Origin of the sequence: Sulfitobacter sp. HNIBRBA3233 (assembly GCF_040149665.1) — a bacterium.
Taxonomy (GTDB): Bacteria; Pseudomonadota; Alphaproteobacteria; order Rhodobacterales; family Rhodobacteraceae; genus Sulfitobacter; species Sulfitobacter marinivivus.
This window is the reverse complement of the sequence record NZ_JBEFLP010000001.1, coordinates 908,972-934,759: the sequence shown is the minus strand read 5'-3', so window position 1 is coordinate 934,759 and position 25,788 is coordinate 908,972. Positions and strand designations below refer to the sequence as shown.

The window sequence follows — 25,788 nt, the reverse complement described above, 5'->3', positions numbered from 1 at the left end:
CAGATGGACGAGGTGTTTGTAAAAATTAACGGTGAGCGACACTATCTATGGCGTGAGGTCGATCATGAAGGCGAAGTCTTGGAAAGCCTTGTGACAAAGACGCGCGATAAGAAGGCCGCATTGAAATTCTTCAAGAAAACAATGCGTAAGCATGGTCAGCCGGAGGGTGTCGTCACGGACCGACTGCGTTCATACGGAGCGGCGCTGAAGAAATTGGTGCGGAACACCGCCAAGAAACCGGCCGCTGGCTGAACAATCGGGCGGAGAATTCACACCTGCCGTTTCGACGACGGGAGAGTACGATGTTGCGTTGCGGGACCATGCGAAGTTTACAGAAATGCGACGCCGTTCACGCCTCCGTCTACAATCACTTTGATCAGGAGCGCAGTCTCTCAACTCGACCCAACTTCAAACTCAACCGTGCCGCCGCTTTTGCCGGGTGGCGCGGCCTCTGCGCAAAATATGAGCCAGCGTCACTGTCCATTCGGAGACTGGTTCGAATTCGTCTGCCAGCACCGCCACCCACCCCATTTTGACCGATTTGTTGTGTCCCGCTTGGGCGGCCTTCAACTTGTGGTCGATCCGTCCGGTGCTTAGTTGCTTCTGAAAACAATCGCTTTCGAGAGTAAGCACAAATGCATGTTTTCCCGTGCTAAGCAGGGATATGAAAAGCCAGAGTTTCCCCCGGTTCCCATCCAAGACGAGGCCCCAGAAATTGTCTATTGAATACGCAGACATCAATCGACGGGCCCTCATTGTGGCGCTGGCAGGTCTTGCCGCCGGGCGCGGTTGGGCTGGATCCTCGGCGTGGGAGGATTGGAAGGCCGCGTTCATGACTGCGGAGGGACGGGTTGTGGATCGCGAGCAGGGCGGGGTGAGCCATTCCGAAGGACAGGCCTACGGCCTGTTGCTCGCGCAGGCGTGGGGCGACCGGGACGCGTTCGAGCGGATCGAGGCGTGGACGCGGGCCAATCTCGCCGTCAGACAGGATGCCCTGATGGCGTGGAAGTGGCAGGATGACGGCGTAAGCGACTGGCGCAATGCGACTGACGGCGATCTGCTGAGGGCTTGGGCATTGTTGCGCGCGGACAGGGATTCCGGCTGGGCGGGCCATGCGGAAGAGATGAACCGCATCGCCACAGACATCACGGGGATCTGCCTTGCGCCAGATCCGCGGGCACCTGCGGAAAGCTTGCTGAAACCCTCCGACCTTTCCAGGGCGACTGACACATCCGTGCTCGTGAACCCCTCTTACTACGTTATTCGCGCGCTGATCGAGCTGGGCGAGGCATCGGGGCGCGTGGCGCTTGTCAAAGCCGCCGTGCATGGTGAACGCATCCTGTCGGATCCGGCAGCCCTGCGCGACTGGGTGGAGATCACGCCGCAAGGCGTGTCACCGGCGGAAGGATTCGAGGACCTCTGCGGTTGGGATGCGCTTCGCCTCCCGTTGTATCTGGTCTGGTCGGGGCGGTCGGCGCATCCTGCCGTGGCGCGGATGCAGGACAGGTTCGCCGCCAGTCCCCTGCGCGGCCATATCGCGACGGTCACCGATGCGGATGGCGGGGTCCGTGCCCGCAGTGATGCCGCCGGATTCCGCGCTGTGGCCAGCCTTGCCGCCGGGCGCGCCCCCGGGCCTGCGGGCTCACCATCGCAGGGATATTATCCCGCAACGCTTGGTCTTCTGGCGCAGGTTGCGTGGAAAGAAGGCGCATAAATACCACTTATGCGTTAATTCTTGCCGGTCGAAGGCTGCCACGTTGAAACCGCGGGCTAATGTCATTCAATATCGAGGCGAAAGCCGGGTCAGGGGACCGATGCCAACAGGGAAAACCGCATGAAACCCGTACGTCTGTTTATCAGTTTGTTGCTTATCTTGGTCGCGCTATGGGTCATCATCGGCGAACAAATGTCCGGAGCCAGCGCGAATGCTGTCGTGAATGCGCCGGTCGTCACGGTCCGCGCGCCCACGGCAGGAGATCTCACGCTGAACACCAACTCCCTCGGCTCGCGGGTCCGCGAGGGCGAGGAGCTTGCCTCCGTCCTCGACCCGCTTGTCGATTCGGTGCGGTTGAACGACCTGCGGATGGAAACGACGTTTGCCGAGGCTGAAATAGCGCGCCTGACGGCCGATCTGGCGGCGGTTGAGGCGATGCGCGACAGTCTGGATGACCGGACGGAAATCTTCCGCGCAGGCCGGCTGGAAGAACTTACCGTCAGGCTTGAACATGCGCGCGCGCGTCTTGCGATCCTCGACGGCGAACCCGTCGAGCGTGAGGGGGACGCGGAAGATACCGGTGCTTCCGCCGATATTTCGCCGCAGCGGACGCGAGACGATCGGCTGGCGATCGAGCGGGCGCGCGAAGACGTCGAGGTTCTGGAGATCGCCCTTGAAACAGCCAAAAAGGGCGTTTTCCTCGGAGATGGCTACAACGACTCCCCGAATGCAGAGCAGCGGGCGACAGAGCTGGAAACGCGGATCACCGACCTGCAGAATGCCCTTGCTCAGGCCATTACCCGGTTCGAGGCGGTGTCGACGCGCACCGAACGCGCGTACCTGCGCTTCAACAACCTGACCGGTGGCGCGATCCGGTCGCCGGTGAACGGGATCTACTGGGAAGTGCTGCAAGCGGGGGGTGTCAACGTCCAGCGCGGTGACCCGATCCTGCGGCTCGTCGATTGCGACGCGAGCTTCGTAACGCTGTCGGTCACCGAGCGCCTGTTCAATACGCTGAGCATCGGGGATGAGGCATCGTTCAGGATGGGCGGAAAGGGGCGCGTGTTCGAGGCGACGGTGGCGCGGCTGGCCGGGTCGGGGGCGGAGACGATCTACCGCAACCTCGCGGTCGCACCTACGCAAAGACACCTCGAACGATATGACGTCGCCCTGTTGGTGCCGGGGCTCACCGCAGACGCCGATCGCGGCTGCGCCATCGGGCGTACCGGGCGCGCCTTCTTCGACGGTCGTCCGCTCGACTGGTTCCGGACACTGCTGGACTGATGCTGCCCTTCCCACATCTGGGAGAGCTGGGATCCGTGAGCATGCACCTTGTGCTGGTCATCGGGGTGGCGGGATTGCTGCCCGCTCTGATCGACGTAAGCCGCACGCTGCACCGCTCGATCCTGCTGGGTGTCGCAGCCCTGCTGGCGCTGCGCTATGCGTGGTGGCGCGCGACAGAGACGATCGCGCCCTTCGGGTTTAACCTCGACACGCTCGGAAGCTGGATGCTGCTGGGCCTCGAGCTGTTTTCGATCGTCGGATCGCTGAGCGCCTTCCTGATCCTGTCGCGGGTGAAACGCCGCAGCGGCGAGGCCGACGCCTATGCGTCGTGGTGGGGCAGCGAAAACCCCCGAGTGGCCATCCTGATCGCGACCTACAACGAAGAAAAGGACGTGCTGGAGCGTACCATCGTGGGGGCGAAATCGCTCAGGTATCCCAACAAGGAGATCGTCGTCTGCGATGACAAGCGTCGTGACTGGCTGCGCGATTACTGTGCGGAAATCGGTGTCCGCTACATCAGACGCCCCACCAATGAAGGGCAGAAGGCCGGAAACATCAATCACGCGCTGGACCGGCTGGCGGAGGACGATGTCGTTCCGGACTTTATCGCCGTGCTCGACGCGGATTTCGTGCCGCATCGGGGTTTCGTGTCGCGGACGCTCGCGCTTTTCCACGACAGCAAGGTCGGGCTGGTGCAGACGCCGCAGTTCTTCTTCAATGCCGACCCCATCCAGCACAATTTCAACCTCAGCCGGTCGCTGCCGGATGAACAGCGGTTCTTCTTCGACCACATGCAGCCGTCGCGGGATGCCTGGGGGATCGCGTTTTGCTGCGGGACGTCGTCGATGTGCCGCTGGAGCGCCTTGCGCGAGATCGGGGGCTTCAACACGGAATCCGTGACCGAGGATTTCATGCTTACCCTCGCGCTGCAAAACGGCGGATGGAAAACAATCTATCTCTCCGAACCGCTGACCGAGGGGCTCGCGCCGGAGGGGCTCAAGGAATACATCACCCAGCGCGCGCGCTGGTGTCTGGGGCTGATGCAGATCGCGCGGTCATCGCTCGGCCCCTTTGCCCCCAGCAATCTGCGTCTGCGCGACCGCTGGAGCGTGATCGATTCCATCCTGTTCTGGACGACGACCTTTCCCTTCCGTCTGGCGGCCATCATCTTTCCGCTGCTCTACTGGTACTTCGGCATCATCGTGGTGGATGCCAGTCTGGCGGATGTGATCAGCTATTTCGGGGCCTATTATTTCTGGATCCTGATGACGCTGAACTTTCTCAGCCGCGGGATGGTGGTGCCGATCCTCAATGACGTAAGCCAGCTGCTCGGCGCCATCCCGATCACGCGCGCGGCCTTCTCGGCGCTGCTGCGGCCACATGGACATCCTTTTTCCGTTACCGCGAAGGGCGGCGACCGCTCGAAGGTAGTCATCCAGTGGCGGATCATGATGCCGTTTCTCGTGGGCCTTGTTCTGACGATCGTGGGGCTGTTGCTGGGCATCTTCGTCGATCGCTTCGCGTCCTATGACGCCGGGGATGGCAAGTGGGTCATCCTGTTCTGGAGCCTCTACAATGTCTTCGTACTTGCGGTGACCTGCCTTGCCTGTATCGAGCGGCCGCGCACCGAACTGCATGTCTCCGACAAGGCGGAACTGGCGGAATACACGGTGAATGGCGTCTCGCACCAGCTGTGGCTGACATCGCTGACCAGCCAGACCGTGCGGATCCGCGGTATCAAGGTCCCGATCACGACACGGGGGCGTCTGGTGATCGCGGATATTCCGGGCCAAATCGAGGTATACGCCATCGCCGAAGTGGGGGACGGCATGCGGCTGGGCCTGCTGCCGACAGAGGAACAGCACGAGGCCATGCTGATCAAGCTTTACGCCGAAGGCAACGAACCCGGTGTCACGCAGGTGAAGCTGAGCAAGCTTCTGTCCGACCTGATGAGACGTTTCGGCCCTGCGCGGGAATAAGGCCGGTCAAAAGGTGTTCAGCGAAACACCCAAGAATATTTCCCGCGCCTTGAACCGGTATCCGCCTCGCAGGCTGACGGGGCTATCCCCCAGCAGGTAATTGACCGCGATAGACTGCTCTGAATAGGTGTCGCTTTTGCCGGCGGATAGATCGACTGAAATGCCTTTGCCATTGCCGATCTGGGCAAGCGTGAAAAAGTCATCGTCGATGGTATTGTATTGGCCGAGCAGGAAAACAAAGCCGAAATTGGTGGGCACATAGCGCTCCAGCACCAGCTTGGCGCCGACGGCGAAATCGTCGCGCTCGTCGGTGGTGCCGATGCTGGGGCCGATCTTGACCGTTCCGAAATTCTCGATCGCGAAATCCCGCGTGACCGAAGCGCCGAGGCTCCAGCCCCCTTCGTAGGACGAATAGTTCGCCCCGTAGCTGAAGGTGCCGCGCGTCGTGGCCACCACGACATCCGACGTCTCTGAGGCAAGGTCGATCTGCAAGAAATATCCGTCTGCCTGTCCGTCGGTCGCGGTGGCGAACCACAGGCCAGCCACGGAACATATCAGCGAGCAGGTTGTCTTTTTCATCGGTAGTCCAAGGTTGAAACAGGTCATCTGTACTGTGGCAGGACTGACAGTTTTTGGGAAGCGGGCCTTGGCAGGGCCGGCGGGTTCAGGCCTTTTCGCCCAAGCGGGTCTGCCGCTTGTCCGTCTGCTTGGACTCCGGTTCGCCGGCGTCAGCATCGTTTCTGGCCGCTGACGGTCGGAGCATTTCCAGCACTGGCGCTCCCGCTTCCTTGAGTTTTGGCAGCTTCTCTACCTTGCTTTGAATGAGGACGAGCGCGCGGGACAGCATGATGGCTTCGCGCGAGGCGCGGGTCTCTATCGGGTAGACGTCCTTGCCGTTTGCGATCTGGACCGCCGTTTCGGTCAGTTCCTCGAACGGGCGCAGGACCAGACGCAGCGTCACGAGGGTCACGGCCAGCACAAAGCTTGCAGCGATTGCAACCGCGATGATCGCATTGGTGAGCAGCCCCGGCAGCACGTTCGCCACGCCATCGCTGTCGAGCAGCGCGTAAACCCTCCATCCGAAATCCGGAAGCTCATCGGTCACGAAATTCGGCGCAATGGCGAAAAGTCCGCCGCTGTCGCCTACGATCCGGAAAGATCCGGCTGCGCTCCTGCCGAGGCCTGCCTGCACGACAGCGGCCTCAGGCAGTACAGTAGGTTCGTCGCGGGTATCTACGAGGGTCTCGCCCTCGCGGTTCTGCACGACGATGTCGACGTTCAACTGCTCGCGTGCCTGCGAGAGGAACGAACTGACCCAGGCCATACGCACACTGTAAACCACGACGCCCGAGATTTCACCGGAGTCGGCGTCGTAGATCGGGGTCGACAGGTTGAGCAGCCGCTCGCCCGTTTCCTGATTATCGCGCTTGAGTGATGTCGTGTTGTGGACGTTGCCGACATTCGGGCCGCGCAGGCCTTCCTGATACCAGCGCCGTTCGCTCACGTCCTCGCCCTCGCGACGCCGGTTCGACCCCGATACAACCTTCCCTGACAGGTCCGCGACCCCCGCCCAGGCCACCTGACCACCGGTCTGGGCGACAGCATCCATGAAGTCGTTTGTCTGCTGCTGCGAAGAGGTGCCGACGTTACGGGCAACGGCGTGAAGACTCGCCCATTCCCGCTTGATGGCCATATTGAAGCTCAGGCCGACCGCGTCGCCGCCGCGCAGGACGATATCCTGATGCAGTTGCCGCTGCGCATCAGCGGCTTGCCGCGATACCATGACGCCCACAAAGACCGCCGCGCAGATAATCGATGCGAGGACGAACATCGTAATCCGAGTGGACGCGCGCGATGAAATCTTGGTATTGGGGTCTAACATACTGCACTCACATCGAAAATGCGGAGCCCTCGGCAGAGATCGGGACACCGACGCATGGTTAACACTTCTTTACATCATCACCCAAATGGGGCGCTCGTGCGGCAGTCTTGGAACAGGTTTATGTTTCCTGAAACAAAACAATTCATCCATTTGAAAGGTAATCATATCTTTCGCAGAATCTTAACCAAGGCTCAACGACTGTTTTAGCACGGAGGCTAAAGCATCCATTTCGGCAAGGGGCGGGCCTGACCTCCAAATGTGGCAGTTGCCCGTTTGGGCCGCATTGGACAAATCCGTGCCGTCCACCGTCCCGTGCCCAAACCAGCGCTCGATCGCACCTTCGGTGAACGAAACGAAGACGATCTCGACAGAGGGATTGGCAATGACGTCCTGATTGGCGGTCGAGGGGGCGAATTCATCACCGGCGGCGAGGGTGATGCCCGTCTTCAGGGAAGCGGCCGCGACGATAGAGTGGTCGGCGGTGACGGCGGAGCGGATATGCGCTTGACCCTCGCGGGCACCACGGTACTCTCCGAGGCTGATTTCATGCTCTGACCTGCACTGTGGCGAGGGCGGCGCAGGTATCGCGCGCGCCGCCTTTGCAACCGCGCAGTCCGGCCTTAGCCGCCCTTGGAGGCGATATCGACAACCGCTGCGGCGACCGGATCGCCGGCGCGGGCGTCGCGCAGGGTGATGAGCGGGTTCTGCGCATCGGGTAGGTCGCGGCAATGCACCATCAGCGTCCGGTAGGCGGTCATGGTGTCTGCATCGGCAAACACCTCCTTGTCCGCCGTTTCCACGGCGCGGTGGACCGCGTCCAGCAGGGGCGCCGCTTCATCGCGGGAAAAGTTGAACGCGAGGATGGTAAACACCCCTTCGCCGTTATAACTCAGCATCCCCTTGGTGTCCTTGATCGCCTCGACCAGCGCTTCGGTCAGCTTCAGGATATAGGGGTCTTCCGTGCCGATGCCGTTGATCTTGCGCCCGCCGGCCAATGTGGCGAGTTCGACCAGAGCCACGGCCGCGCCGTCACGGGTAGAGCCGGGCACGCGCAGAACGCAATTCTCTATCGCGAATGGCGACACCACGCCAGAGGCATCGGACCGCAAGGTCGCGCCGCGTTCGATCAGCGTGTTGATCTTGACGACCTGCGATTGCTTGTAATCCAGCGCGGTCACGGGGATCGGACGCTCGGCCATGCGCTGCGCTTCGACGGCCTTGATGCTGGCCTCGAGATCGAAAAGCTCGAAGGGCTTGAGCATGTAGTCGATGGCGCCGGCAACGAAGGCATCGGCGATATGCTGGGTATCGCTGAGAGCGGTCAGCATGACGATACGCGCTTCGTGGTGATGGGGGTGGTCGATGATATGCGGGATCAGGTCGATCCCGGTCATGCCGGGCATGTTGATATCGAGAAGGATACAGTCGAAAGGACGATCGCTCGCGTCCATTTCCTTCATTGCGTGCTGCGCGGAGGGCGCAAGGCTGACGTCTGTATATCCAATTGATTCAAGGAAAAGTTCGGTAATTTCCAGAATTGTTGGATCGTCATCGACGGCCAAAATACGCATGGCGCGGCACCTCTTGTCGCAGGCGGTCCGAGATTGCGCAAAACAGTCCGCGCGATACTTAACTCTAAATCCGCATTATCGTTCAGATAATCTCAAGTAGCCGAAAGGGTTGGGCCGGTGCAATCAAAAGTTGCGCCAATTTTCTTGTCAATCGTTTGGTCAATAAACCGGGGCAGGGAGGGCCTGCCCCGGCAAAGGTTCAGGCGCGTCTGCGACGCCCGCCGGTGCGCCCGGCACGCCCGCGGCCTTCGTGGCCGGCCTTGGGCGCCTGCTTGTTGAATTCGATCCACGCGGTGCCGTGGGGGTCACGGTCGAACAGGAAGTTCGCTGCGCGGATCGCTTCCATTTCCTTGCCCGGACGGGGCATGGTGGAGCCCATACCGAAAAGCTGCACGAATGCTTCGTCGTCCATGCCCTCGGGCAGCACCACGCCGAGCGCTTCGAGCTCTGCCTTCTTTTCCGCGATCCGCTTGGGTCCGACGGGCAGCGCCACGGGGTTCATGATCGCAGAGGTCATGCCCGCGCCCATTGCCATCGGCAGGAAGGCGTTGTTGATCCCGTGCCGGTTCGGCAGGCCAAAGCTGATATTGGAGGCGCCGCAGGTCGTGTTCACGCCGAGCTCTTCACGCAGGCGGCGCACGAGGGTAAACACCTGATGGCCCGCTGTCGCCATCGCCCCGATCGGCATAACCAGCGGGTCAACGACGATATCGTGGGCGGGGATGCCGAAGTCCGCCGCACGCTCGACGATCTTCTTGGCCACGGCAAAGCGCACTTCGGGGTCTTCGGAGATGCCAGTGTCATCGTTGGAAATCGCGACGACAGGCACGTTGTATTTCTTGACCAGTGGCAGCACGAGCTCCAGCCGCTCTTCCTCGCCGGTGACCGAGTTCAGAAGCGGGCGGCCTTCGGCGGCGGCAAGACCGTTTTCAAGCGCGCCGGGCACGGAGCTGTCTATGCACAGCGGGCAGTCGGTGACGGCCTGCACGCGGCGGATCAGTTCGGGCATCAGCGTGGGTTCGAGGAAGTTGTTGTCCGCGTAGCGTGGATCCTCGGCCATCTTGTTGGAGAAAACCGCGCCCGAGTTCACGTCGAGGACAGTGGCCCCCGCCGCGACCTGCGCCACGGCGTCGGCTTCGACGCGGCTGAAATCGCCGCGCTCGAGTTCTTCGTTCAGGATCTTGCGGCCTGTGGGGTTGATGCGCTCCCCGATGACGCAGAACGGCTCGTCAAAGCCGATTACTGTGGTCTTGGTCTTGGATTCGATAATTGTTCTGGTCATGCTCTGCGGCTCCTCAGGATGCTGCTTTGGCGGGCTGCGCGTGTGCGCCGCCGTTGTTTTGGGCCCATGTGGCGTTGGTCTTGATGCCGCCCAGCGGGAAGAAGTGGACGTGACTGATGTTGAAGTCGGGATGCGCGGCCTTGTAGGCGGCGAGTTCGGCGACAACCTCCGTCGGTTCGTAGGGCAGCAACAGTTTCGTCACATCCATCGCACGCTTCTGCAGAACCTTCAACGAAGGGCCCACACCGCAGGCGATGGCGAATTTGATCAGCGTTTGCAGCTTTGCCGGACCCGCGATGCCGATGTGGATCGGCAGGGTGATGCCGGCCGCCTGCAATCCGTTGGCCCACTCGATGATCGGAGCCGCCTCGAAGGCGAATTGCGTCGCGATGGCCATTTTCGCATCTGTGCGGGTCTGGAAATCGTTTTTCCATTTCAGCGCGGCGTCGACATTGATGCGCCCGCCGTCGATGTCGATGTCACGGTTGCCTTCGGGGTGGCCCGCCACATGCAGACGCTCGAACCCGGCGGCATCGAACAGGCCGGTTTCCATCAGCTGCATGCTGTCGCTGAAATCGCCGTGTGGTGTGGTGACACCTCCGGCCAGCAGAAGACCCTGACGCACATCCGCCTCGCCCTGATAGCGGGCGATCCAGTCGGCGAGCGTGGCGCGGTCCTTGATGATGCGGGCGGGAAAATGCGGCATCACCTTGAAGCCGTCTTCGTTCAGGCGCGCGGCGGTGGCGACCATGTCCTCGATCGGGGTGCCTTCGATATGGGCGATGTAGACGCGGGTGCCCTCTGGCAGGATGGCGCGGAAATCCTCGACCTTCTCGGCGGTGCGCGGCATCACCTCGATCGAGAAATCCTTGAGGAAATCCTCGACGCGCGGGTCATTGCCGCCGGTTGCCGGCACGTCCTTCTTACGGAAATTCAACAAGGCCATCTTCAGGTTCCTTCCTATGGTGGAAAACATCGGCCGGGTTACGCCCAGCCGTCATTGGCAATCAGCGCTTTCAGGCGCTCGCGATCGTATTCCGCGTCTATCCGGGCGGCTTCGGCATCGGCGACGGCGGCATCCTCGCCCTCGACCGTGTAGGGGGCCGCCTTGCGCCATTCGGCGAGGTAGGCGTCGGTATCCTCGGCGCCGACTTTCATTGCGGCGCGGTCAATGGCCTGTTCGAAGCGTTCGGGCAGCTGTCGTTTCTGTCCGCGCCGACCCTTCCCGACGATGACCTGTGCGGGAATGTCGCGCCAGTAAACGATGACAACGTCGGCCATGATCGAATCCTTTTCTGGGCCTCGGCCCGGTTTGAGACTTCCTAGCGAACGAATGGTCCCGTCCGAACGTCGTTTTCGACTGAAACCGGATCATCCGCGACCAAAGTCCTAGCGAATTGGCACCGCGCGGGCGAGGGGCTGGCACAGTCATAATTCTCAACTCTATCATGAAAGATTTGGGGGAAGAGCGCCGCGCCACCCGCCCGTCACGGCGTCGTGCGGCGGAATGGCCGCTTGCGTTGGGACGTGGCTGGGCATACTCTGAGGCCAACACGAAATGAGAGGCGCAAACCATGGCGCCAAAGCGCTCCAGAGGTGCGGGCGCGCTCGAACGTAAACCATCGACGGCTCTGAGCCCCGCGCCAGCCCCGTCCAGATCGAACGACCTCTATGCGGCCCTAGATCTGGGCACAAATAGCTGTCGCATGCTGATCGCGCAGCCCAAGGGCAGCGGTTTCCATGTGGTGGATAGTTTCTCGAAGTCTGTGCAGCTTGGCGCAGGACTGGAGAAAACCGGGCGGTTGTCGCGCGGATCGATGGCGCGCACCATCCAGGCACTTCGTATCTGCCAGCAGAAGCTGCGGCGCAACCGCGTGAAACGGATGCGTCTGGTCGCGACCGAAGCGTGCAGGCGTGCGCTGAATGGCCCCGAGTTCATGCGCCGTGTCATCCGCGAGACGGGGTTGCGGCTGGAAATCATCGAACCCGAACAGGAAGCGCAGCTTGCGGTCATTTCCTGCGCGCCGCTGGTGAGCCCGAAAACGGAGAACCTGCTGGTCGTCGACATCGGGGGCGGGTCCACCGAACTGGTCTGGATCGACATCTCCAAGGTGCCGCCCAAGGATCGTGCGCGGTCGATCATGCGGCTGCACGGCGGCTTTGCGCAGGCCGAGACGGATATTCCCGCCGCCCGCGTGGTGGACTGGATCTCGGTCCCGCTGGGGGTCGCGACGCTGCGCGACCAGTTCTCGGACGTGCAGGACGATGCAGCGCGCTTTGCGCTGATGAGCTGGTTTTTCGAGGAAAACCTGTCGGATTTCACGCCCTACCAGTCCGCGCAGCCACAGGAGCGGTTCCAGATCGTGGGCACTTCGGGCACGGTGACGACGGTGGCGGCGAGCCATCTGGGCCTGCGCCGCTACGACCGCACGAAAGTGGACGGGCTGCGCATGACATCCGAACAGATCGACAAGGTCATTCACAACTACCTCGCCATGGGTCCGGCGGGCCGCAGGGTCGACCCGTGCATCGGTCAGGACCGCTCGGCGCTGATCATGTCGGGGGCCGCGATCCTTCAGGCTCTGATGCGCTGCTGGCCGACGGATCGGCTGAGCGTCGCGGACCGCGGCCTGCGCGAGGGATTGCTATACGCACAGATGAGCGCCGACGGCGTTCTGGAAGAAGGAACATTCTGATGGCCAAGACACCAACGGGCAAGAACACCTCCGGGCGCGGCCAGCGCGAACTGAAGGTCAAGGTCAAGTCGGCACGCGGCCGCAAGCTCAGCTCCACCCGCTGGCTGCAACGGCAGCTCAATGATCCTTACGTCAAACGTGCCCGTGCGGAGGGCTACAGGGGCCGCGCGGCCTACAAGATCATGGAGCTGGACGACAAGTACCGCTTTCTCGTGCCCGGCGCGCGGGTGGTCGATCTGGGGGCGGCACCCGGCGGCTGGTGTCAGGTTGCGGTCAAGCGCTGCAATGTGCTGGGCGAGAAATCGGGCAAGGCGCAGGGCACCATCCTCGGCATCGACCTTCAGGAGATGGAGCCGATCGCGGGATGTGAATTGCACCAGCTTGATTTCATGGAAGATGACGCGGACGAAAAAGTGAAGGAGTGGCTGGGCGGCAAGGCCGATGTGGTCATGTCCGACATGGCCGCCGCGTCCTCGGGGCACAAGCAGACGGACCATTTGCGCATCATCGCGCTGTGCGAGGCTGCGGCCTATTTCGCATTCGACGTACTGGACGAGGGCGGCACGTTCGTCGCGAAGGTTCTGGCCGGCGGGGCCGAGGGAGAGCTGCAAAAACTGCTCAAGCAGCGCTTCACCAAGGTTTCGAACATCAAACCGCCCGCAAGCCGGTCGGACAGTTCGGAGAAATTCGTCGTCGCAAGCGGCTTCAAGGCAGAAAGCTCGCCGGAACAGGCGTAAGGCAGCGGCCCCGCCGGAGCGGGGCCGAGCCGTTTCAGGCGATGGCGATCTTGGCTTCGCCGTCCGCGTCCCACTGGGCCTTCTCTTCGTCCGTTGCCTTGGGCGAAAACAGCCCCGTCCAGGCGTAGAAGATCCCGATAACGGGGGCCGTCCAGCAGGCAAAGGCCAGCGGGATATAAAGCAGGTTCTCGAAGTTACCGTCGAAGATACCGAGCCCCAGCGTGGTGATCACGAATGCACCGCCCGCATTCCACGGGATCAGCGGTGACACCAGTGTCCCGCCTTCCTCGACGCCGCGCGCAAGGTTCAGCGTGGAATAGCCCATGCCGCGGTAGATCGGCACGTACATCCGGCCGGGCAGCGCGATGGACAGGTAGGGGTCGCCCGCCACCACATTCGTCGCGGCCGAGGTCAGGATTGCCGAGGTCTGGATGCCCGCAAAGCCTTTGACACGCGCGATGATCTGGTCGATCACCGCTTCGAGGCAGCGTACCCGCTCGAGCGCGCCGCCAAAGCCGAGCGCCAGCAGGATCAGGCTGATGGTCCACATCATCGACTGGATGCCGCCGCGGTTCAGCAGGCTGTCGATCTCGGAGATGCCCGTTTCGATCGAATAGCCGGAGTTCGCGAAGGCGAACATGCCCTTCAGGCTGTCGCCCTGAAACAGCATTCCCATGATCGCACCGGCGACGACACCGGCAAACAGCGACGGGATCGGCGGGTTTTTCGTGACCGCAAGGCCGATGACCAGAGCGGCGGGCAAAAGCAGCCATGGCGAGATCCAGAACGCATCGTTCAACGCTGTGGTGATGCCCTCGATCTGCTCGAACGATCCGCCGTTGCCGTCGATCAGGGTGAAACCCGCGACCAGATAGACCACCAGCGCGATCAGCATGGCCGGCACGGTGGTGGGCAGCATGTTCTGGATATGTGCGAAAACCGTGGTCCCGGTGACCGCCGGTGCAAGGTTGGTTGTATCCGAGAGCGGGGAAATCTTGTCCCCGAAGAATGCGCCGGAAACGACAGCGCCAGCGGTCCAATACATCGGAATGTCAAAGCCTGCGCCGATCCCCATCAGCGCCAGCCCGACCGTGCCGACCGTGCCCCAGGATGTGCCGAGCGACAAGGAGACGACCGAACACAGGATCATCGCTGCCGCGAGGAAGATTTGCGGGTTTAGCACCAGAAGGCCGTAGTAGATCAGCGTGGGCACCGTGCCACTGGCGATCCAGACGCCGATGATCATGCCGACCACGATCAGAACCGACACCGCCGGAAGCGAAATCCGGATGACGTGGAACAGGCCGCTTTCGATACTGTCCCAGTCATGGCCAAGGTAGATGCCCAACACGCCCGTCACTGCGATCCCGATGGCAAGCGGGATATGCGGCACGAAATTGCCGTAATAGAAAAGCTGGAGCGCAAGGACACCCAGCGTGACGAGGATCGGCACCAGTGCTAGGCCGAGCGACGGCTTTTGAAATTCCTTCTTCGCTTTTGGCATCTATATGTCCCTCTCTTGTTTTACCTACCATTTTGAACATGTGCCTCTGCCCGGGTTTGGCCAATGCCGAAACCGGATACAGGCGAATTTTCAACGGTGGGATTGCCTGAATTGCGCATTTGCGCCCACGCAGACCTGCCACTACGCTCCAAGACTGGGGGATCACGCCAAAAGTGTCGAGCAATTTCCCGCCAAAGATATTTTGACACCCCGATCAGGGATAAAACACTGGCGTTTTATCAGATTGGATATTTTCTGAAGGTGAATTCCTGCAAGGCATCAGCGCGCATTCACCGGATCGACCAATGTCTATACACCGCTTGAATTGTTTTTTTTTGCGATTTTGCCGTCAGGGAGTATCGCCGCGCAGAGGTTATCCCGGATTTGGGATCTCGTTCATGCCGCGCCGAATGGCTGTCCGGTGCTGCGGCATGTGGCGGATGCTCTCCGCCTTGAAGCTATCCATCGCAAGATCGCGGTCCGCTTTGGGAACCGCTTTCGACAGGGTCGCCCCCGCGGCTTTGAGGTGTTTGGCAAGCCGCCGCCTGACGGCGCCCACCGTCAGGCATTCCCGTGCGGGCGGGCCGTTCAGGGCCCCGTTGGCGGGCAGCGCAGGACCGAATAATTCGGTCACCGCCTGCCGTTCGGCGTCTGATAACCCGTTCATGACCATCGGCCCCAGCAAAAGCGATTCCGACGGGCAGCCATTGGCCATGACGATCTCGTGGCGCTGGCAGGCGAAATGGATCCATGTGATGCGTGCCTTGCCCTTCATGCGCCGGATACCCGGCAGGGCGGTCAGGGATTTGGCGGGCACGAATACTTCCGTGGAAAACACCTCGCCCAACGGTCCGCCCCCACCGACCAGAAGTCGGTGTTGCGGCGACAGGATCAGATTCGCGGCAGGCATGTTCGGGCCCAAGGCGCCTGCCTTGATCTGTACAGGTGCAGCATCTTCATCGGCATTTTCCAGCGGGTGATCCCCGCTTCGGGTCCAGCGCACGGCCTGCGGCCCGTGGTCAAGCGTCATCACCCTGTCGCCGGGGCGCAGGGTTTCCACCGCCCGCGGACCTTCGGGTGTTTCGATCAGCGTGCCGGGGGCGTAGCAGACTGCGTAATTGGCCGCATACCGTGTCGCGTCCATGCTGGTGTTGTTGGAGAATACGCTGTTGAGCGTCAGTGACCGGATCGGCTTGGCCTCCAATGCGGCCTGATCCGAATTGAAACTGGTTTCCGGCAGAAGATAGAGATTGCCGGCAGTGTCCTGCATGACAACCGCAGTGATCGTATCCGTGGTGCCGTCCGTGTAGGTTATCGTCGCATTGTAGATCGCAAGGCCATCGACCGTCTGGTCCGCGCCCCCGTCGATGCGAAAGGTGTCGTTCGAGACATCGTTATTGGTGTCATAGCGGTTGGCATCGCCACCGGCAAAACCGGTGCTGCCGGGCGAAAGACTGCCAATGTTATTGACCAGGGGGGCCGCGACCGACCCATAGGTCTGGCCCACGAGGGCCCCACTGTTTTCGCTGATGAAGTCGCCTTCGGTCTGGTCGATGGAGGGGCCGGTGCCCAGATAGAATACGTCGAATACCGTTGCCATGATGCACGTCCCTTTCAATCGCCGGGCCTTGCGGCAGCCTCCGGAGCCGGTTTCGTGCAGTATCGAAGGGCGATGCTAATAATAGGTTGAACCGGGCAATTTAGCGGTTTGATGCAGGGTGCAGCGAAGCAATCCAAAAGACGCCACGGGCCCGATTGTGCGGCGTGGCCCTTTCAGCGGAACGACGCGGTTTGATTTGGAAGGTCCGCTCAAGGAGCGGCAAGGCGCCCGGCTCAGAAAGGACGCCTCTGCATCTGCTTGCCGTTTCTTCTGGCCGGTGTAGTCTCGCTCACACTCTGAGCCACCGTTCTCAACATCACGCCGTCTTACGTCACCGGGGGGCAGATCTGTCGGGCGGGATGGCCTTGCCCAAAGCTGCGCCATGCTCTTTATTCATGGCAGAGGCGAAACAGGACGACGCGCGGGAAACGCCGAAACCAGTCAGGACACCACTTGCAATCGATCACCCAAGCTCCCAGCCGGGCCCAGCAGGTCTACCACACGATCCGCGATGCGATCTGCGACTGCACGCTGGAACCGGGAAAGCACCTTGTTCAGGAAGAATTGGCCAGCACGCTCGGCGTGTCGCGCCAGCCTATCCAGCAGGCGATGCTTCTGCTGAAGAACGACGGGCTGGTGATCGAAAGCGGAGGGCGCGGTCTTTTCGTGGCACCGCTCGATCCGGTCGAAATCCGTCACCGCTATCAGATCCGCAAGGTTCTGGACGAATTGGCGGGCCGACTGGTGGCACGGCAGGCGAAACGCTCCTCCGGCTTTCGCGACCGTATCCTGCGCGAGGGGCAGGACCTGCTGGAGCAGGGGGAGAAGACCCGTAAAAAGGGCAACGCGCTTGAGACTGTGGGCGTGGATATGGAGTTCCACCAGTTCATCTACAGCCAGTCCGGCAATCCCCTGATCGCCTCCACAACCGAGCCACATTGGTACTTCCTGCGGCGGGTCATGGTGGCGGTGCTGCTTCACGCCGAGCGGGGGCATACCGTCTGGGACCAGCATTGCAAGATCCTCGATGCCCTCGTCTCGGGCGACGAAGACGAATCAGCGCGCCTCGCGCGCCAGCATATCGAGGGCGCGGAAGAGGCGCTCATCGCGGCGCTGGAAAAGCGCAGCCCGCCCAAAGACGCAGCCGAGTAGCCCCGGCAAACATCCCCATCCCGTTGTTTTCAATCGCACCGGCATCGCGCGCGCTGGCCGGATAGCATTCTGTTGCGCGAATTCGACCGGTGCTGTATTCTGAATTCAGAATGCACTACCGAGCCGGGAGGGAAGAGGATGGCGCAGGGCATGTTGAGTTTCGGAGCGATGCTGGATGGCCATGCCCGGGTCAGCCCTGACCGTTTGGGCGCCCGCGATCTAGAGCGCACGCTGAGCTTCGCGCAGTGGAACAGGCGGGCCCGGAAGCTGGCGAATGCGCTGCTTGCCCTCGGGCTGGAGAAGGGGGACCGGGTCGCAGTCCTGTCCCACAACCGGCTGGAATGGGCCGAACTCTACGCCGCGACCTCGAAAGCGGGCCTGATCATCGTGCCCATCAACTTCCGTCTCGCCGCTGCCGAGGCCTCCTATATCATCAAGGACGCGGGTGCGGCCTGCGTGATCGCAGAGGACGGACTGCACCGTCTGATCGACAGCGTGCGCGCGGACCTTGCGCTGGCTGCAGACCGTTTCGTACATTTCGGCGATGGCGCCACGCCCGAAGGGTGGCAGGACTTCGAGGCGTTTTTGGGGGCAGGGGTCGAGGCCGCGCCGGAGATCGACATCGACGAGGATGATCCCTGGACCCTGATGTATACCTCCGGGACCACCGGCAAACCCAAGGGTGTGATCCACACCCACCGCAGCATGGCGCTGATCGCCTTGGTCACCGAGAACGAGCTCAAGATCGGCCGCGAGGACGACGCCTTGCTGGTCATGCCGATGTGCCACGCGAACTCGCTGAACTTCTTCTGCGCTTTCGGCTATTGCGGTGGCACGGTGACGATCTATTCCCGCCCCAGTTTCGATGCTGCCCACGCCATGGATGTGATGGAGGACTGTGGCGCCACCTTCACATCGCTGGTGCCGACCCATTACATCATGATGCTGGAGCAGGCGCGCGCGGAAAGCACGAAGCGCGACCTTGGCCGGATGACCAAGCTGATGATTTCTTCTGCACCGGCCCGTGCCGAGACAAAGAAGTCGATCATGGAGATGTTCCCCAATTCCGGTCTCTTCGAGCTCTACGGCTCATCCGAAGCGGGCTGGGTCACGATGCTCCACCCCGAGGAGCAGTTCACAAATCTTGGATCGGTGGGACGGGAGTGCATCGGTTCGGCACCCGTGAAATTTCTGGACGATGACGGCAACGAAGTGCCGGACGGCACGCCGGGAGAGTTGTTCTCGCGAACGCCCTACCACTTCCAGAGATATTGGAACCTGCCCGAAAAGACGCGCGAAGCCTTCCGCGGGGACTATTGCTCGGTTGGCGATATCGGCCTGCGCGACGAACGCGGGTTCCTGCATATCATCGACCGCAAGAAGAACATGATCATTTCGGGGGGCGAGAACGTCTATCCCACCGAGGTCGAGGCGCTTCTCGGCCAGCACGAGGCGATCCGCGACGTGGCCGTCATCGGGCTGCCAGACCCCAGATGGGGCGAGCGGGTGCACGCGGTCGTCGCACTGCGCGACGGCTGCACGCTGACCCAGGCCGAGGTGATCAGCTTTTGCGCGGATCGCATCGCCGGGTTCAAAAAACCCCGTTCGGTGAGCTTCGTGCCAAGTGATGCAATCCCCCGCACGGCGACCGGAAAGATCCAGCATAGCGAACTGCGGTCGATTGTTCTGAAAGAGATCAGCGAAACGGCATGAGCGCCCTGCGCGGCCCAGTCGAGCTCGCCACAGCCAACGAAAGAAAAAGCCATGGCTGAACACCGATTGATCGTCCCAAAGCCCGGCGCACCCGTGGGGTTCGAGTGCAGGGGATTCGAAGCTTCCAGACCCGTCGCAAGCGCCACTTTGATGGTTCCATAACCGCCAGTCCCGCCATTTCCTACCCAAGCTTTCCCAAGGAGGCCACCATGACCGAACCCGTAAACGGCGCCACGCTCATCGCCCGAACGCTCAAGGCCCGTGGGGTCGAACGGGTCTTCGCGCTCTGCGGGGGGCACATCATGCCGATCTGGATGGCGCTGGACGCCGAGGGGATCGAGATTGTCGACGTGCGCGACGAACGCTCGGCCGTCTATATGGCCCATGCCAGCGCGGCGGTTGGCGGCGGTTTCGGCGTTGCGCTGGTGACGGCCGGTCCCGGTGTCACGAATGCGATGACCGGTATCGCCAACGCCCATGTAAGCCGCACGCCCGTGCTGGTGCTCTCGGGCGTCCCGCCGCGCCCGCAGGAGAACCGAGGCGCGCTGCAGGACATGAGCCATACCGCGCTGCTCGGCTCGATCACGCGCCATGCCCGCACGGTGCGCCATGCCCATGCGCTGCCCCGCGAACTCGACGCTGCGATCGGGGCCGCCTGCGGGCGGGGCGGAGAGCCGGGCCCGGCGTTTCTGGATTTCCCCGTCGATCTTCAGCGCGAACACATCCCCGACGCGCTTACCCGCGTGGAGCAGGTGGCCGGGCGGCCGCGCCCCCGGACACGGCCACTGGAGGAAGACCTGCGCGCAGCCGCGCGTGCCATCGCGAAGGCGGGCAGGGTGGTCGTGGTTTCGGGCCGGGGCGCCAATGCCGCGCCGGAGGAGTTGGCCCGCTTTCTCACCGCCGCCGGGGCGGGGTATCTGGACACCGGTGAGACCAAGGGGATCATCGACGACGGGCACCCGGCCCATATCGGCGCGATGCGCGGACAGGCGATGACCCAGGCCGATCTTGTGGTCACGGTAGGCCGCAAGCTGGACTTCCAGCTGGCCTACGGCTCTCCGGCGGTCTTCGGTGACGCAAAAATGCTGCGGATCTCTGACAAGGCCGAAGAGCTTTTCGACAACCGGCTGGGGGAGATAGCGCTGCTCGGCGACCTGCCCGAGACTCTGGGCGCGCTTGCGGACCTGCTGTGCGCTATGAAAGAGGACCGCGATCGCAGCTGGCTTGCGAAAATGCGCGAAGGTCATCTTGAGCGTAGTGAAAAGCTCGGCCAGATGCTCGCCTCGGCACCGAGCGATGCGGAGGGGCGCATGTCGCCGAACCGGCTGCTTGGCGAGCTGCGCAAGCGGATCGACCCCGACGCGGTCGTGATTGCCGATGGCGGTGATTTCCTGAGCTTTGCGCGGGTGGCGCTCAACCCGAAGACCTATCTCGATCCCGGCCCCTTGGGCTGCATCGGGCTTGCGACACCCTTTGCGTTGGGCGCCAAGAAGGCAGCGCCGGACCGTCAGGTGGTGGCCGTGACCGGCGATGGCGCCTTCGGCTTCACCGCGATCGAACTTGACACGCTGGTCCGCCACAAGGTGCCGGTGATGATCGTCGTGGGCAACAACCGCGCATGGGCGATCGAGGTGCGCGACCAGATGGACAGTTTCGGCAAGGTCGTTGGAACCCGCCTGCAGGACGCTGACCACGCGGCCATGGCGCGGGCCTTCGGGATGGACGCCGTGCGGATCGCGAGCGAGGCGGAACTGCCCGGCAAGCTGGACGAGGCTTTTGGGGTCCTGAAAGCCGGTCGCCCGGTGCTTGTCGATGCTGTGATCTCGGGGGAGGCCCAATCTTCGGACAGCAAATCGGGCCTCGCTTGGGTCCCCGACCATCAGGCGCTCGACGCATGGGACAAGGCCGAGCGTAAATGGCTCGGCTTGGACAAAAGCTGAAGCCGGGCAAGGAGTAGTCCCAATCCGGCAGTCCGACGGCCTGCTATTGGCGCGGCAAGAGCGGGTGGAAGTGGGCATGGCGTTACCGGGCAGATGCCGGGGAGTTCGCTGCGGTGTGGTATCGCGAAGAAGAATAACTGCAAGAGCGGAGGGACCGATTGCAGAGCGACCCTGTCGCTCACACCTCCATGGGGGCGAGCGGGGTCGATAGCCTGCCCAAATCCGCGGCCGCCGCCCGTGCCGTGACGGGCAGTAGGTCGCGCGCCCGGACCGTCAGGCCCGCAACGCACCGAAATTGCTCGATAATCTGGAAGGATTATGGCGGAGAGACAGGGATTCGAACCCTGGGAACCCGTGAAGGCTCAACGGTTTTCGAGACCGCCCCGTTCGACCACTCCGGCACCTCTCCGCGGGGGTCACGGCGCCCGTGTAGTCGGGTTTGCGCAAAGGAGCAAGACCCGCTTTTGCGCATCTTTGCCGGTTGTCCGGTTTTTTCATTGCAGCGCGGGTTTGAAGGCTTAGGTTCAGCGAAAGCTCTTGCACCGGAAGGACCAAGCCATGCCCGCATTGCCATACGTTCGGACCACAGTATTCGCGTTGATCGCCCTTTTTCTGAGTGCTGTCACAACGATGGCTCAGGGGGTCGACCGGGAGCGGGTCGAGGCGTTCCTGGAGGTCACGGGCTTTGACGTGGCGCTTGAAAGTATCCGGCTCTCGGCGGATTCCGCGCCGCAGATGCTGGGGCTTCAGGCCGATGATTTCGGGTCCGAATGGCAACGTCTGGTGCGCGAGGTCTTCGACACCGACCTGATGCATGACATGGCGACGGACATCCTCGAGGAAACGCTGACGGCGGACGCGCTGAGCCACGCGGCGGAATTCTACGCCTCGGACCTCGGGCAGCGGCTGGTCGAAGCCGAGAACCGGTCCCACATGATCGAGGAGGAGGGGCTGAAATCCGAAAGCGGCGCGGCGATCATCGAAGGGCTGCGGGGCATCGACAGCCCGCGCGTGGACCTGCTGGAACGGCTCAACCGCGCTAGCGGCAGCGAGGACGCATCGGTCAAGTCCATTCAGGAGGTCCAGATCCGTTTCCTGATGGCGGCGGCGGTGGCCGGTGTGATCGAGCTTCAGATGGATGAGCCCGACCTCCGCGAGGCGATGAAGGCGCAGGAACCCGCCCTGCGCGACAGCCTTGCCCGCGGCGCGCTGGAAGGCGCGGCCTATACCTATCAGGCGTTTTCCGACGAAGAGATCGCGCAATATGCCGACGCGCTGGAGCATCCGAAGATGCAGGAGGTCTATGCGCTGATGAACGCGGTCCAGTACGAAATCATGGCGAACCGGTTCGAGGCGGTTGCCGACCGGTTGCGCGACATGCAGCCCAGTCAGGACCTGTGATGCGCGGGTTTCGGGCTCCGGTCGCAGCCTTCTTGATGCTGGTATTGGCGCTGCCGCTTTGGGCGGGGGCGCGGCATACGGTTCTGATGGACGTGCTGCGGACCGAGGAACTGGCTGTCATCCTGCACGAAGAGGGCCAGACCTTCGGCGCGACGCTGGACCGTGACTGGCTGGACGGGACGGGCGGGTCTGTCTGGGCGCAGCAGGTCATGCGCATCTACGACCCCGCGCGCCTTTCCGAGGGGATCCGACGCGGGCTAGAGCAGACGCTGGAGGGTGAGACCCTCGAGAATGTCATCGAATTTTTCGCCTCCGATCTCGGCGGGCGTATCCTGACGCTGGAAAACTCGGCGCGGCGTGCGCTGGCCGACGAAGGGGTAGAGCAGGCGGCCCGCGAGCGGTACGCCGAACTGAAGGACACGGGTGATGCGCGGCTTGAGCAGATCAACCGGATGATCGTCGCGGGCGATCTGGTTCAGCGCAACGTCACCTCGGCACTGAATTCCAACGTGCAGTTCATGCGCGCACTGGTTGACGGGGATCTTTACGCGATGTCGGAGGAGGAGATCCTGAACGACGTGCTGGCGGAACGCGACACGATCGAGGCAGATACCGAAGGCTGGCTGGGGGCCTTCCTGTTGCTTGCCTACAGCCCGCTGACCCTCGAAGAGCTGACGACCTACGCGGATTTCAGCGAAACCGACGCGGGCCGCGCGCTGAACGCGGGCTTCTTCGCGGGGTTCAATCCGCTCTACGAAGATATCTCCTATGCGCTGGGTCAGGCGCTGGTGCGCCACATGGGCGCGCAGGAGCTTTAGCATCTTGCCGCGCACCGGTGAGATTTGTCTCATGCGGGCGCTTGACTTGGGGCGCTGATCCTTGGATAAGCCCCCAACCCGGCGGGAGATCCCGAATCCGGGTATATTTCAATGACGCCTACGGGCGCGCTGTCCGACGGTGAGACGATGTCTCGCGAACGCCCCGAACGGGGGACCACAGGATGCGGAAAATGTGAAGGAAGACCTATGTTTGCGGTCCTGAAAACAGGCGGTAAGCAATATAAAGTACAGCCCGGCGATATGCTGCGCGTGGAACGTATTGCGGCCAATGCCGGTGAAACCGTTCAATTCAACGAAGTCCTGATGCTCGGTGGCGACACCGTTCAGGTCGGCTCGCCGCTCATCGAAGATGCGGGCGTACAGGCCGAAGTCGTCGACCAGATCAAGGGCGACAAGGTGATCCACTTTGTCAAACGCCGCCGGAAGCACTCTTCCAAGCGGACCAAAGGCCACCGCCAGAAGCTGACGCTCGTGAAGATCACCGAGATCCTTTCGTCCGGCGCGGGCAAATCCGGCGTTGCCGAAGCCATCGGTACAGGCTCCGTCAGCGCGGCAGCCGTTGCCGCCATCGAAGAGCGTTATACCTTCAACCGTGGCGAACAGGCCGAGATGAAGAAGCGCGTCAACGAAGGCGAAGCGAACGAAAAATCCGCCAAGCCTGCGAAGAAGGCGAAAGCCGGAAACGCCGCTGGCAAGGACGAGACAAAGAAAGCGGACAAGCCCGCAGCGGACACATCCGGCGCGGACGACCTGAAAGAACTCAGCGGCGTTGGCCCTGCTCTCGAGAAGAAGCTGAACGACGCGGGCATCACCACGTTTGCCCAGATCGCAGCATGGACCGAAGCGGACATTGCTGATATGGACGAGAAACTGTCTTTCAAAGGCCGGATCGAGCGTGAAGGCTGGGTCGAGCAGGCCAAAGAAAAGACAAAAGGCTAAGGAGAGACCCAGATGGCACATAAAAAAGCAGGCGGTTCATCCCGGAACGGGCGCGACTCAGCTGGTCGTCGCCTTGGTGTAAAGAAATACGGCGGCGAAGTTGTCGTTCCCGGCAACATCATCGTGCGTCAGCGCGGGACCAAATTCTGGCCCGGCGAGGGTGTGGGCATGGGCAAGGATCACACGATCTTTGCAACCGTCGACGGCAACGTGCAGTTCCACAAGGGGCTGAAAAACCGTACATTCATCTCGATTGTCCCGATGGCCGAGGCTGCGGAATAAGCCGTTTCTCACGGGATGACAGACATTCAGGGGATCGGCGGAAACGCCGGTCCCTTTCTCGTTCAGGCACTGTTTTCAGGAGCGGCACGATGCGCGCGACCGCTACGGCAACATTCACGAAGGCGCAGGGACGGTGAGCGTGGCGCTCGCCCCTCTGATCGTATTTGCGGCGAGCCAGGTCGGAACGCCCGGTCCGGCCAATATGGCCTTGCTGGCGACCGGCGCACGGTTCGGCTTTCGTGCGGCGCTGCCTTTCGTGGCCGGTGTCGCCCTGGGCAAGCAGCTGATCATCTGGCCGATCGGGTTTGGCCTGATGGAGCTCGCGACGCGCGTGCCGTGGCTGTTCACCGCGCTCAAGTACCTGTCGGCGGCCTATATCATCTGGCTGGCGTGGAAGGTGGCGAACCTCAGGCTAGGGCAGGGTGATGCAGGCGCGCGCGTGCCGGGCTTTGCCGCCGGTCTGATCGTGCATCCGCTGAACCCCAAGGCATGGGCGATGATCGTGGGGTCGTTCACAGCCTTTATCGGACCGGATGTGTCCACCCTTGCCGCCACGGCGACGGTCGCTTGTGTCTTGCTGGCCTGCCAGATCGTGATGCATCCGCTCTGGACACTGGGGGGTGACGCCCTCGCGCGCTCCGTTGCAGGAACGCGCACGGAACCCTACCTGATGTGGACGCTCGCGGCGTTGACAGTCGCCTCTGTCTTGTTTGTTCTTTTTGCCAAAGGGGCCTGACGATGAATACCCTGTTTCAGCAGCCGACCCTCACCACCGAACGTTTTGTTCTGCGTCCCGTCCAGATGTCGGACGTAGGAAGGATCGAACATTACGCCGCCGATATTCGTGTGGCCCACAGCACCCCGCGCATCCCGCATCCCTTGCCGCCCGGCCTGATCGCGGGGTTCATCGAACGCGCGCTCAAACCCGAGCGTGACGAGGACGTCTGGGTCATGGACGGCGGCGCCGAGGACGGGGCCGACGTGATGGGCGTGATCAGCCTTGCCCGTCTGGACCGCAACCAGTCCGAAGTGGGCTATTGGGTCGCGCCGCCGTTCTGGAACAGCCACGTCGCCTCGGACGCCGTTCAGGCGCTGGTCAACGGCAACCCCTTGGGCAACGCGACGATGTTCGCATCCGTGTTCCATGATAACCCTGCCTCGGCGAAGGTGCTGACCAATGCCGGTTTCCAGTATCTCGGTGACGCCGAAACCTATTGCCTGTCCCGTGCGGCCTGTGTGCCCACGTGGACCTACAGCCGCAAACTCTGAGCCT

At 62.3% G+C, this 25,788-nt stretch carries 23 protein-coding genes, 1 tRNA gene and 1 pseudogene; 16 read left to right on the top strand and 9 right to left on the bottom strand.

The window, feature by feature from the left end; genetic code table 11:
- Window positions 1-3 precede the first annotated feature (3 nt).
- From ABMC89_RS04420 to ABMC89_RS04405, 4 genes and pseudogenes are all read left to right on the top strand, one after another.
- Window positions 4-458 (top strand): annotated as a pseudogene (locus tag ABMC89_RS04420) (IS6 family transposase); the annotation flags it as partial.
- 299 nt (window positions 459-757) lie between these two features.
- On the top strand, window positions 758-1,714 hold the full coding sequence (locus ABMC89_RS04415; protein WP_349565588.1) for a family 8 glycosyl hydrolase: 957 nt from the start codon (window positions 758-760) through the stop codon (window positions 1,712-1,714).
- Between the two features lie 192 nt (window positions 1,715-1,906).
- Window positions 1,907-2,998: an HlyD family secretion protein gene (locus ABMC89_RS04410; protein ID WP_349565586.1), complete on the top strand. Its 1,092-nt coding sequence runs from the start codon at window positions 1,907-1,909 to the stop codon at window positions 2,996-2,998.
- The gene (locus tag ABMC89_RS04405) at window positions 2,998-4,977 is read left to right on the top strand and encodes a glycosyltransferase (RefSeq protein ID WP_349565584.1); all 1,980 of its coding nucleotides are present in this window, start codon (window positions 2,998-3,000) and stop codon (window positions 4,975-4,977) included. Before ABMC89_RS04410 ends, ABMC89_RS04405 begins: the two co-directional genes overlap by 1 nt.
- Before the next feature lie 6 nt (window positions 4,978-4,983).
- On the opposite strand, the gene ABMC89_RS04400 is transcribed toward ABMC89_RS04405, so the two are convergent.
- Together ABMC89_RS04400 and ABMC89_RS04395 are read right to left on the bottom strand one after the other, a co-directional pair.
- Entirely contained in the window at window positions 4,984-5,556 is a 573-nt protein-coding gene (locus tag ABMC89_RS04400) for a hypothetical protein (RefSeq protein ID WP_349565582.1), read from the bottom strand.
- Between the two features lie 85 nt (window positions 5,557-5,641).
- The gene (locus ABMC89_RS04395; protein ID WP_349565580.1) at window positions 5,642-6,859 is read right to left on the bottom strand and encodes a cache domain-containing protein; all 1,218 of its coding nucleotides are present in this window, start codon (window positions 6,857-6,859) and stop codon (window positions 5,642-5,644) included.
- A gap of 312 nt (window positions 6,860-7,171) precedes the next feature.
- On the opposite strand from ABMC89_RS04395, the gene ABMC89_RS04390 reads away from it, so the two are divergent.
- Window positions 7,172-7,414: a hypothetical protein gene (locus ABMC89_RS04390; protein ID WP_349565578.1), complete on the top strand. Its 243-nt coding sequence runs from the start codon at window positions 7,172-7,174 to the stop codon at window positions 7,412-7,414.
- A 65-nt stretch (window positions 7,415-7,479) separates the two neighbouring features.
- Here ABMC89_RS04390 and ABMC89_RS04385 read toward each other — a convergent pair whose 3' ends face one another.
- From ABMC89_RS04385 to ABMC89_RS04370, 4 genes are all read right to left on the bottom strand, one after another.
- Window positions 7,480-8,430 (bottom strand): response regulator, encoded by a 951-nt coding sequence (locus ABMC89_RS04385; protein WP_349565576.1) that lies wholly within the window; start codon window positions 8,428-8,430, stop codon window positions 7,480-7,482.
- A 199-nt stretch (window positions 8,431-8,629) separates the two neighbouring features.
- Window positions 8,630-9,712, bottom strand: coding sequence for a methyltetrahydrofolate cobalamin methyltransferase (locus ABMC89_RS04380; RefSeq protein ID WP_349565574.1), 1,083 nt, complete (start codon window positions 9,710-9,712; stop codon window positions 8,630-8,632).
- A 13-nt stretch (window positions 9,713-9,725) separates the two neighbouring features.
- Complete coding sequence (locus tag ABMC89_RS04375) at window positions 9,726-10,658, bottom strand: methylenetetrahydrofolate reductase (RefSeq protein WP_349565572.1); 933 nt, start codon at window positions 10,656-10,658, stop codon at window positions 9,726-9,728.
- 38 nt (window positions 10,659-10,696) lie between these two features.
- A complete protein-coding gene (locus ABMC89_RS04370; protein WP_349565570.1) occupies window positions 10,697-10,993 on the bottom strand; it encodes a virulence factor in 297 nt (98 codons plus the stop codon).
- A 293-nt stretch (window positions 10,994-11,286) separates the two neighbouring features.
- Here ABMC89_RS04370 and ABMC89_RS04365 point away from each other — a divergent pair, with 293 nt between their 5' ends.
- Entirely contained in the window at window positions 11,287-12,408 is a 1,122-nt protein-coding gene (locus ABMC89_RS04365; protein ID WP_349565568.1) for a Ppx/GppA phosphatase family protein, read from the top strand.
- Entirely contained in the window at window positions 12,408-13,145 is a 738-nt protein-coding gene (locus tag ABMC89_RS04360; RefSeq protein WP_349565566.1) for an RlmE family RNA methyltransferase, read from the top strand. The genes ABMC89_RS04365 and ABMC89_RS04360 overlap by 1 nt, the downstream gene beginning before the upstream one ends.
- A 34-nt stretch (window positions 13,146-13,179) precedes the next feature.
- Here ABMC89_RS04360 and nhaC read toward each other — a convergent pair whose 3' ends face one another.
- On the bottom strand, window positions 13,180-14,649 hold the full coding sequence (gene nhaC, locus ABMC89_RS04355) for a Na+/H+ antiporter NhaC (RefSeq protein WP_349565564.1): 1,470 nt from the start codon (window positions 14,647-14,649) through the stop codon (window positions 13,180-13,182).
- 373 nt (window positions 14,650-15,022) lie between these two features.
- Window positions 15,023-16,249 carry a Hint domain-containing protein gene (locus tag ABMC89_RS04350; protein ID WP_349565562.1) on the bottom strand — a complete coding sequence of 409 codons (1,227 nt, stop codon included), beginning with the start codon at window positions 16,247-16,249 and terminating at the stop codon, window positions 15,023-15,025.
- A gap of 453 nt (window positions 16,250-16,702) precedes the next feature.
- Between ABMC89_RS04350 and ABMC89_RS04345 the strand changes: the two genes are divergently transcribed.
- The 3 genes from ABMC89_RS04345 to ABMC89_RS04335 all read left to right on the top strand — a co-directional run bounded on the left by ABMC89_RS04345 (window position 16,703) and on the right by ABMC89_RS04335 (window position 21,054).
- Window positions 16,703-17,401 (top strand): GntR family transcriptional regulator, encoded by a 699-nt coding sequence (locus ABMC89_RS04345; RefSeq protein WP_349565560.1) that lies wholly within the window; start codon window positions 16,703-16,705, stop codon window positions 17,399-17,401.
- Between the two features lie 150 nt (window positions 17,402-17,551).
- Window positions 17,552-19,114, top strand: coding sequence for a class I adenylate-forming enzyme family protein (locus ABMC89_RS04340; protein ID WP_349565558.1), 1,563 nt, complete (start codon window positions 17,552-17,554; stop codon window positions 19,112-19,114).
- Window positions 19,115-19,323: 209 nt separating this feature from the next.
- On the top strand, window positions 19,324-21,054 hold the full coding sequence (locus ABMC89_RS04335) for a 2-hydroxyacyl-CoA lyase (protein ID WP_349565556.1): 1,731 nt from the start codon (window positions 19,324-19,326) through the stop codon (window positions 21,052-21,054).
- A 319-nt stretch (window positions 21,055-21,373) separates the two neighbouring features.
- Here ABMC89_RS04335 and ABMC89_RS04330 read toward each other — a convergent pair.
- A tRNA-Ser gene (locus ABMC89_RS04330) sits at window positions 21,374-21,463 on the bottom strand.
- 149 nt (window positions 21,464-21,612) lie between these two features.
- On the opposite strand from ABMC89_RS04330, the gene ABMC89_RS04325 reads away from it, so the two are divergent.
- The 6 genes from ABMC89_RS04325 (at window position 21,613) to ABMC89_RS04300 (ending at window position 25,784) form a co-directional block, all read left to right on the top strand.
- Window positions 21,613-22,455, top strand: a complete 843-nt coding sequence (locus ABMC89_RS04325) for a DUF2059 domain-containing protein (protein ID WP_349565554.1) — start codon at window positions 21,613-21,615, stop codon at window positions 22,453-22,455.
- 35 nt (window positions 22,456-22,490) lie between these two features.
- Entirely contained in the window at window positions 22,491-23,273 is a 783-nt protein-coding gene (locus ABMC89_RS04320; RefSeq protein ID WP_349565552.1) for a DUF2059 domain-containing protein, read from the top strand.
- 207 nt (window positions 23,274-23,480) lie between these two features.
- Window positions 23,481-24,233 (top strand): 50S ribosomal protein L21, encoded by a 753-nt coding sequence (locus tag ABMC89_RS04315; protein ID WP_349565550.1) that lies wholly within the window; start codon window positions 23,481-23,483, stop codon window positions 24,231-24,233.
- A gap of 12 nt (window positions 24,234-24,245) precedes the next feature.
- Window positions 24,246-24,515, top strand: a complete 270-nt coding sequence (gene rpmA / locus ABMC89_RS04310) for a 50S ribosomal protein L27 (RefSeq protein WP_349565548.1) — start codon at window positions 24,246-24,248, stop codon at window positions 24,513-24,515.
- 133 nt (window positions 24,516-24,648) lie between these two features.
- On the top strand, window positions 24,649-25,251 hold the full coding sequence (locus ABMC89_RS04305; protein ID WP_349565546.1) for a LysE family translocator: 603 nt from the start codon (window positions 24,649-24,651) through the stop codon (window positions 25,249-25,251).
- On the top strand, window positions 25,248-25,784 hold the full coding sequence (locus tag ABMC89_RS04300; RefSeq protein WP_439655653.1) for a GNAT family N-acetyltransferase: 537 nt from the start codon (window positions 25,248-25,250) through the stop codon (window positions 25,782-25,784). Before ABMC89_RS04305 ends, ABMC89_RS04300 begins: the two co-directional genes overlap by 4 nt.
- Window positions 25,785-25,788: the final 4 nt, after the last annotated feature.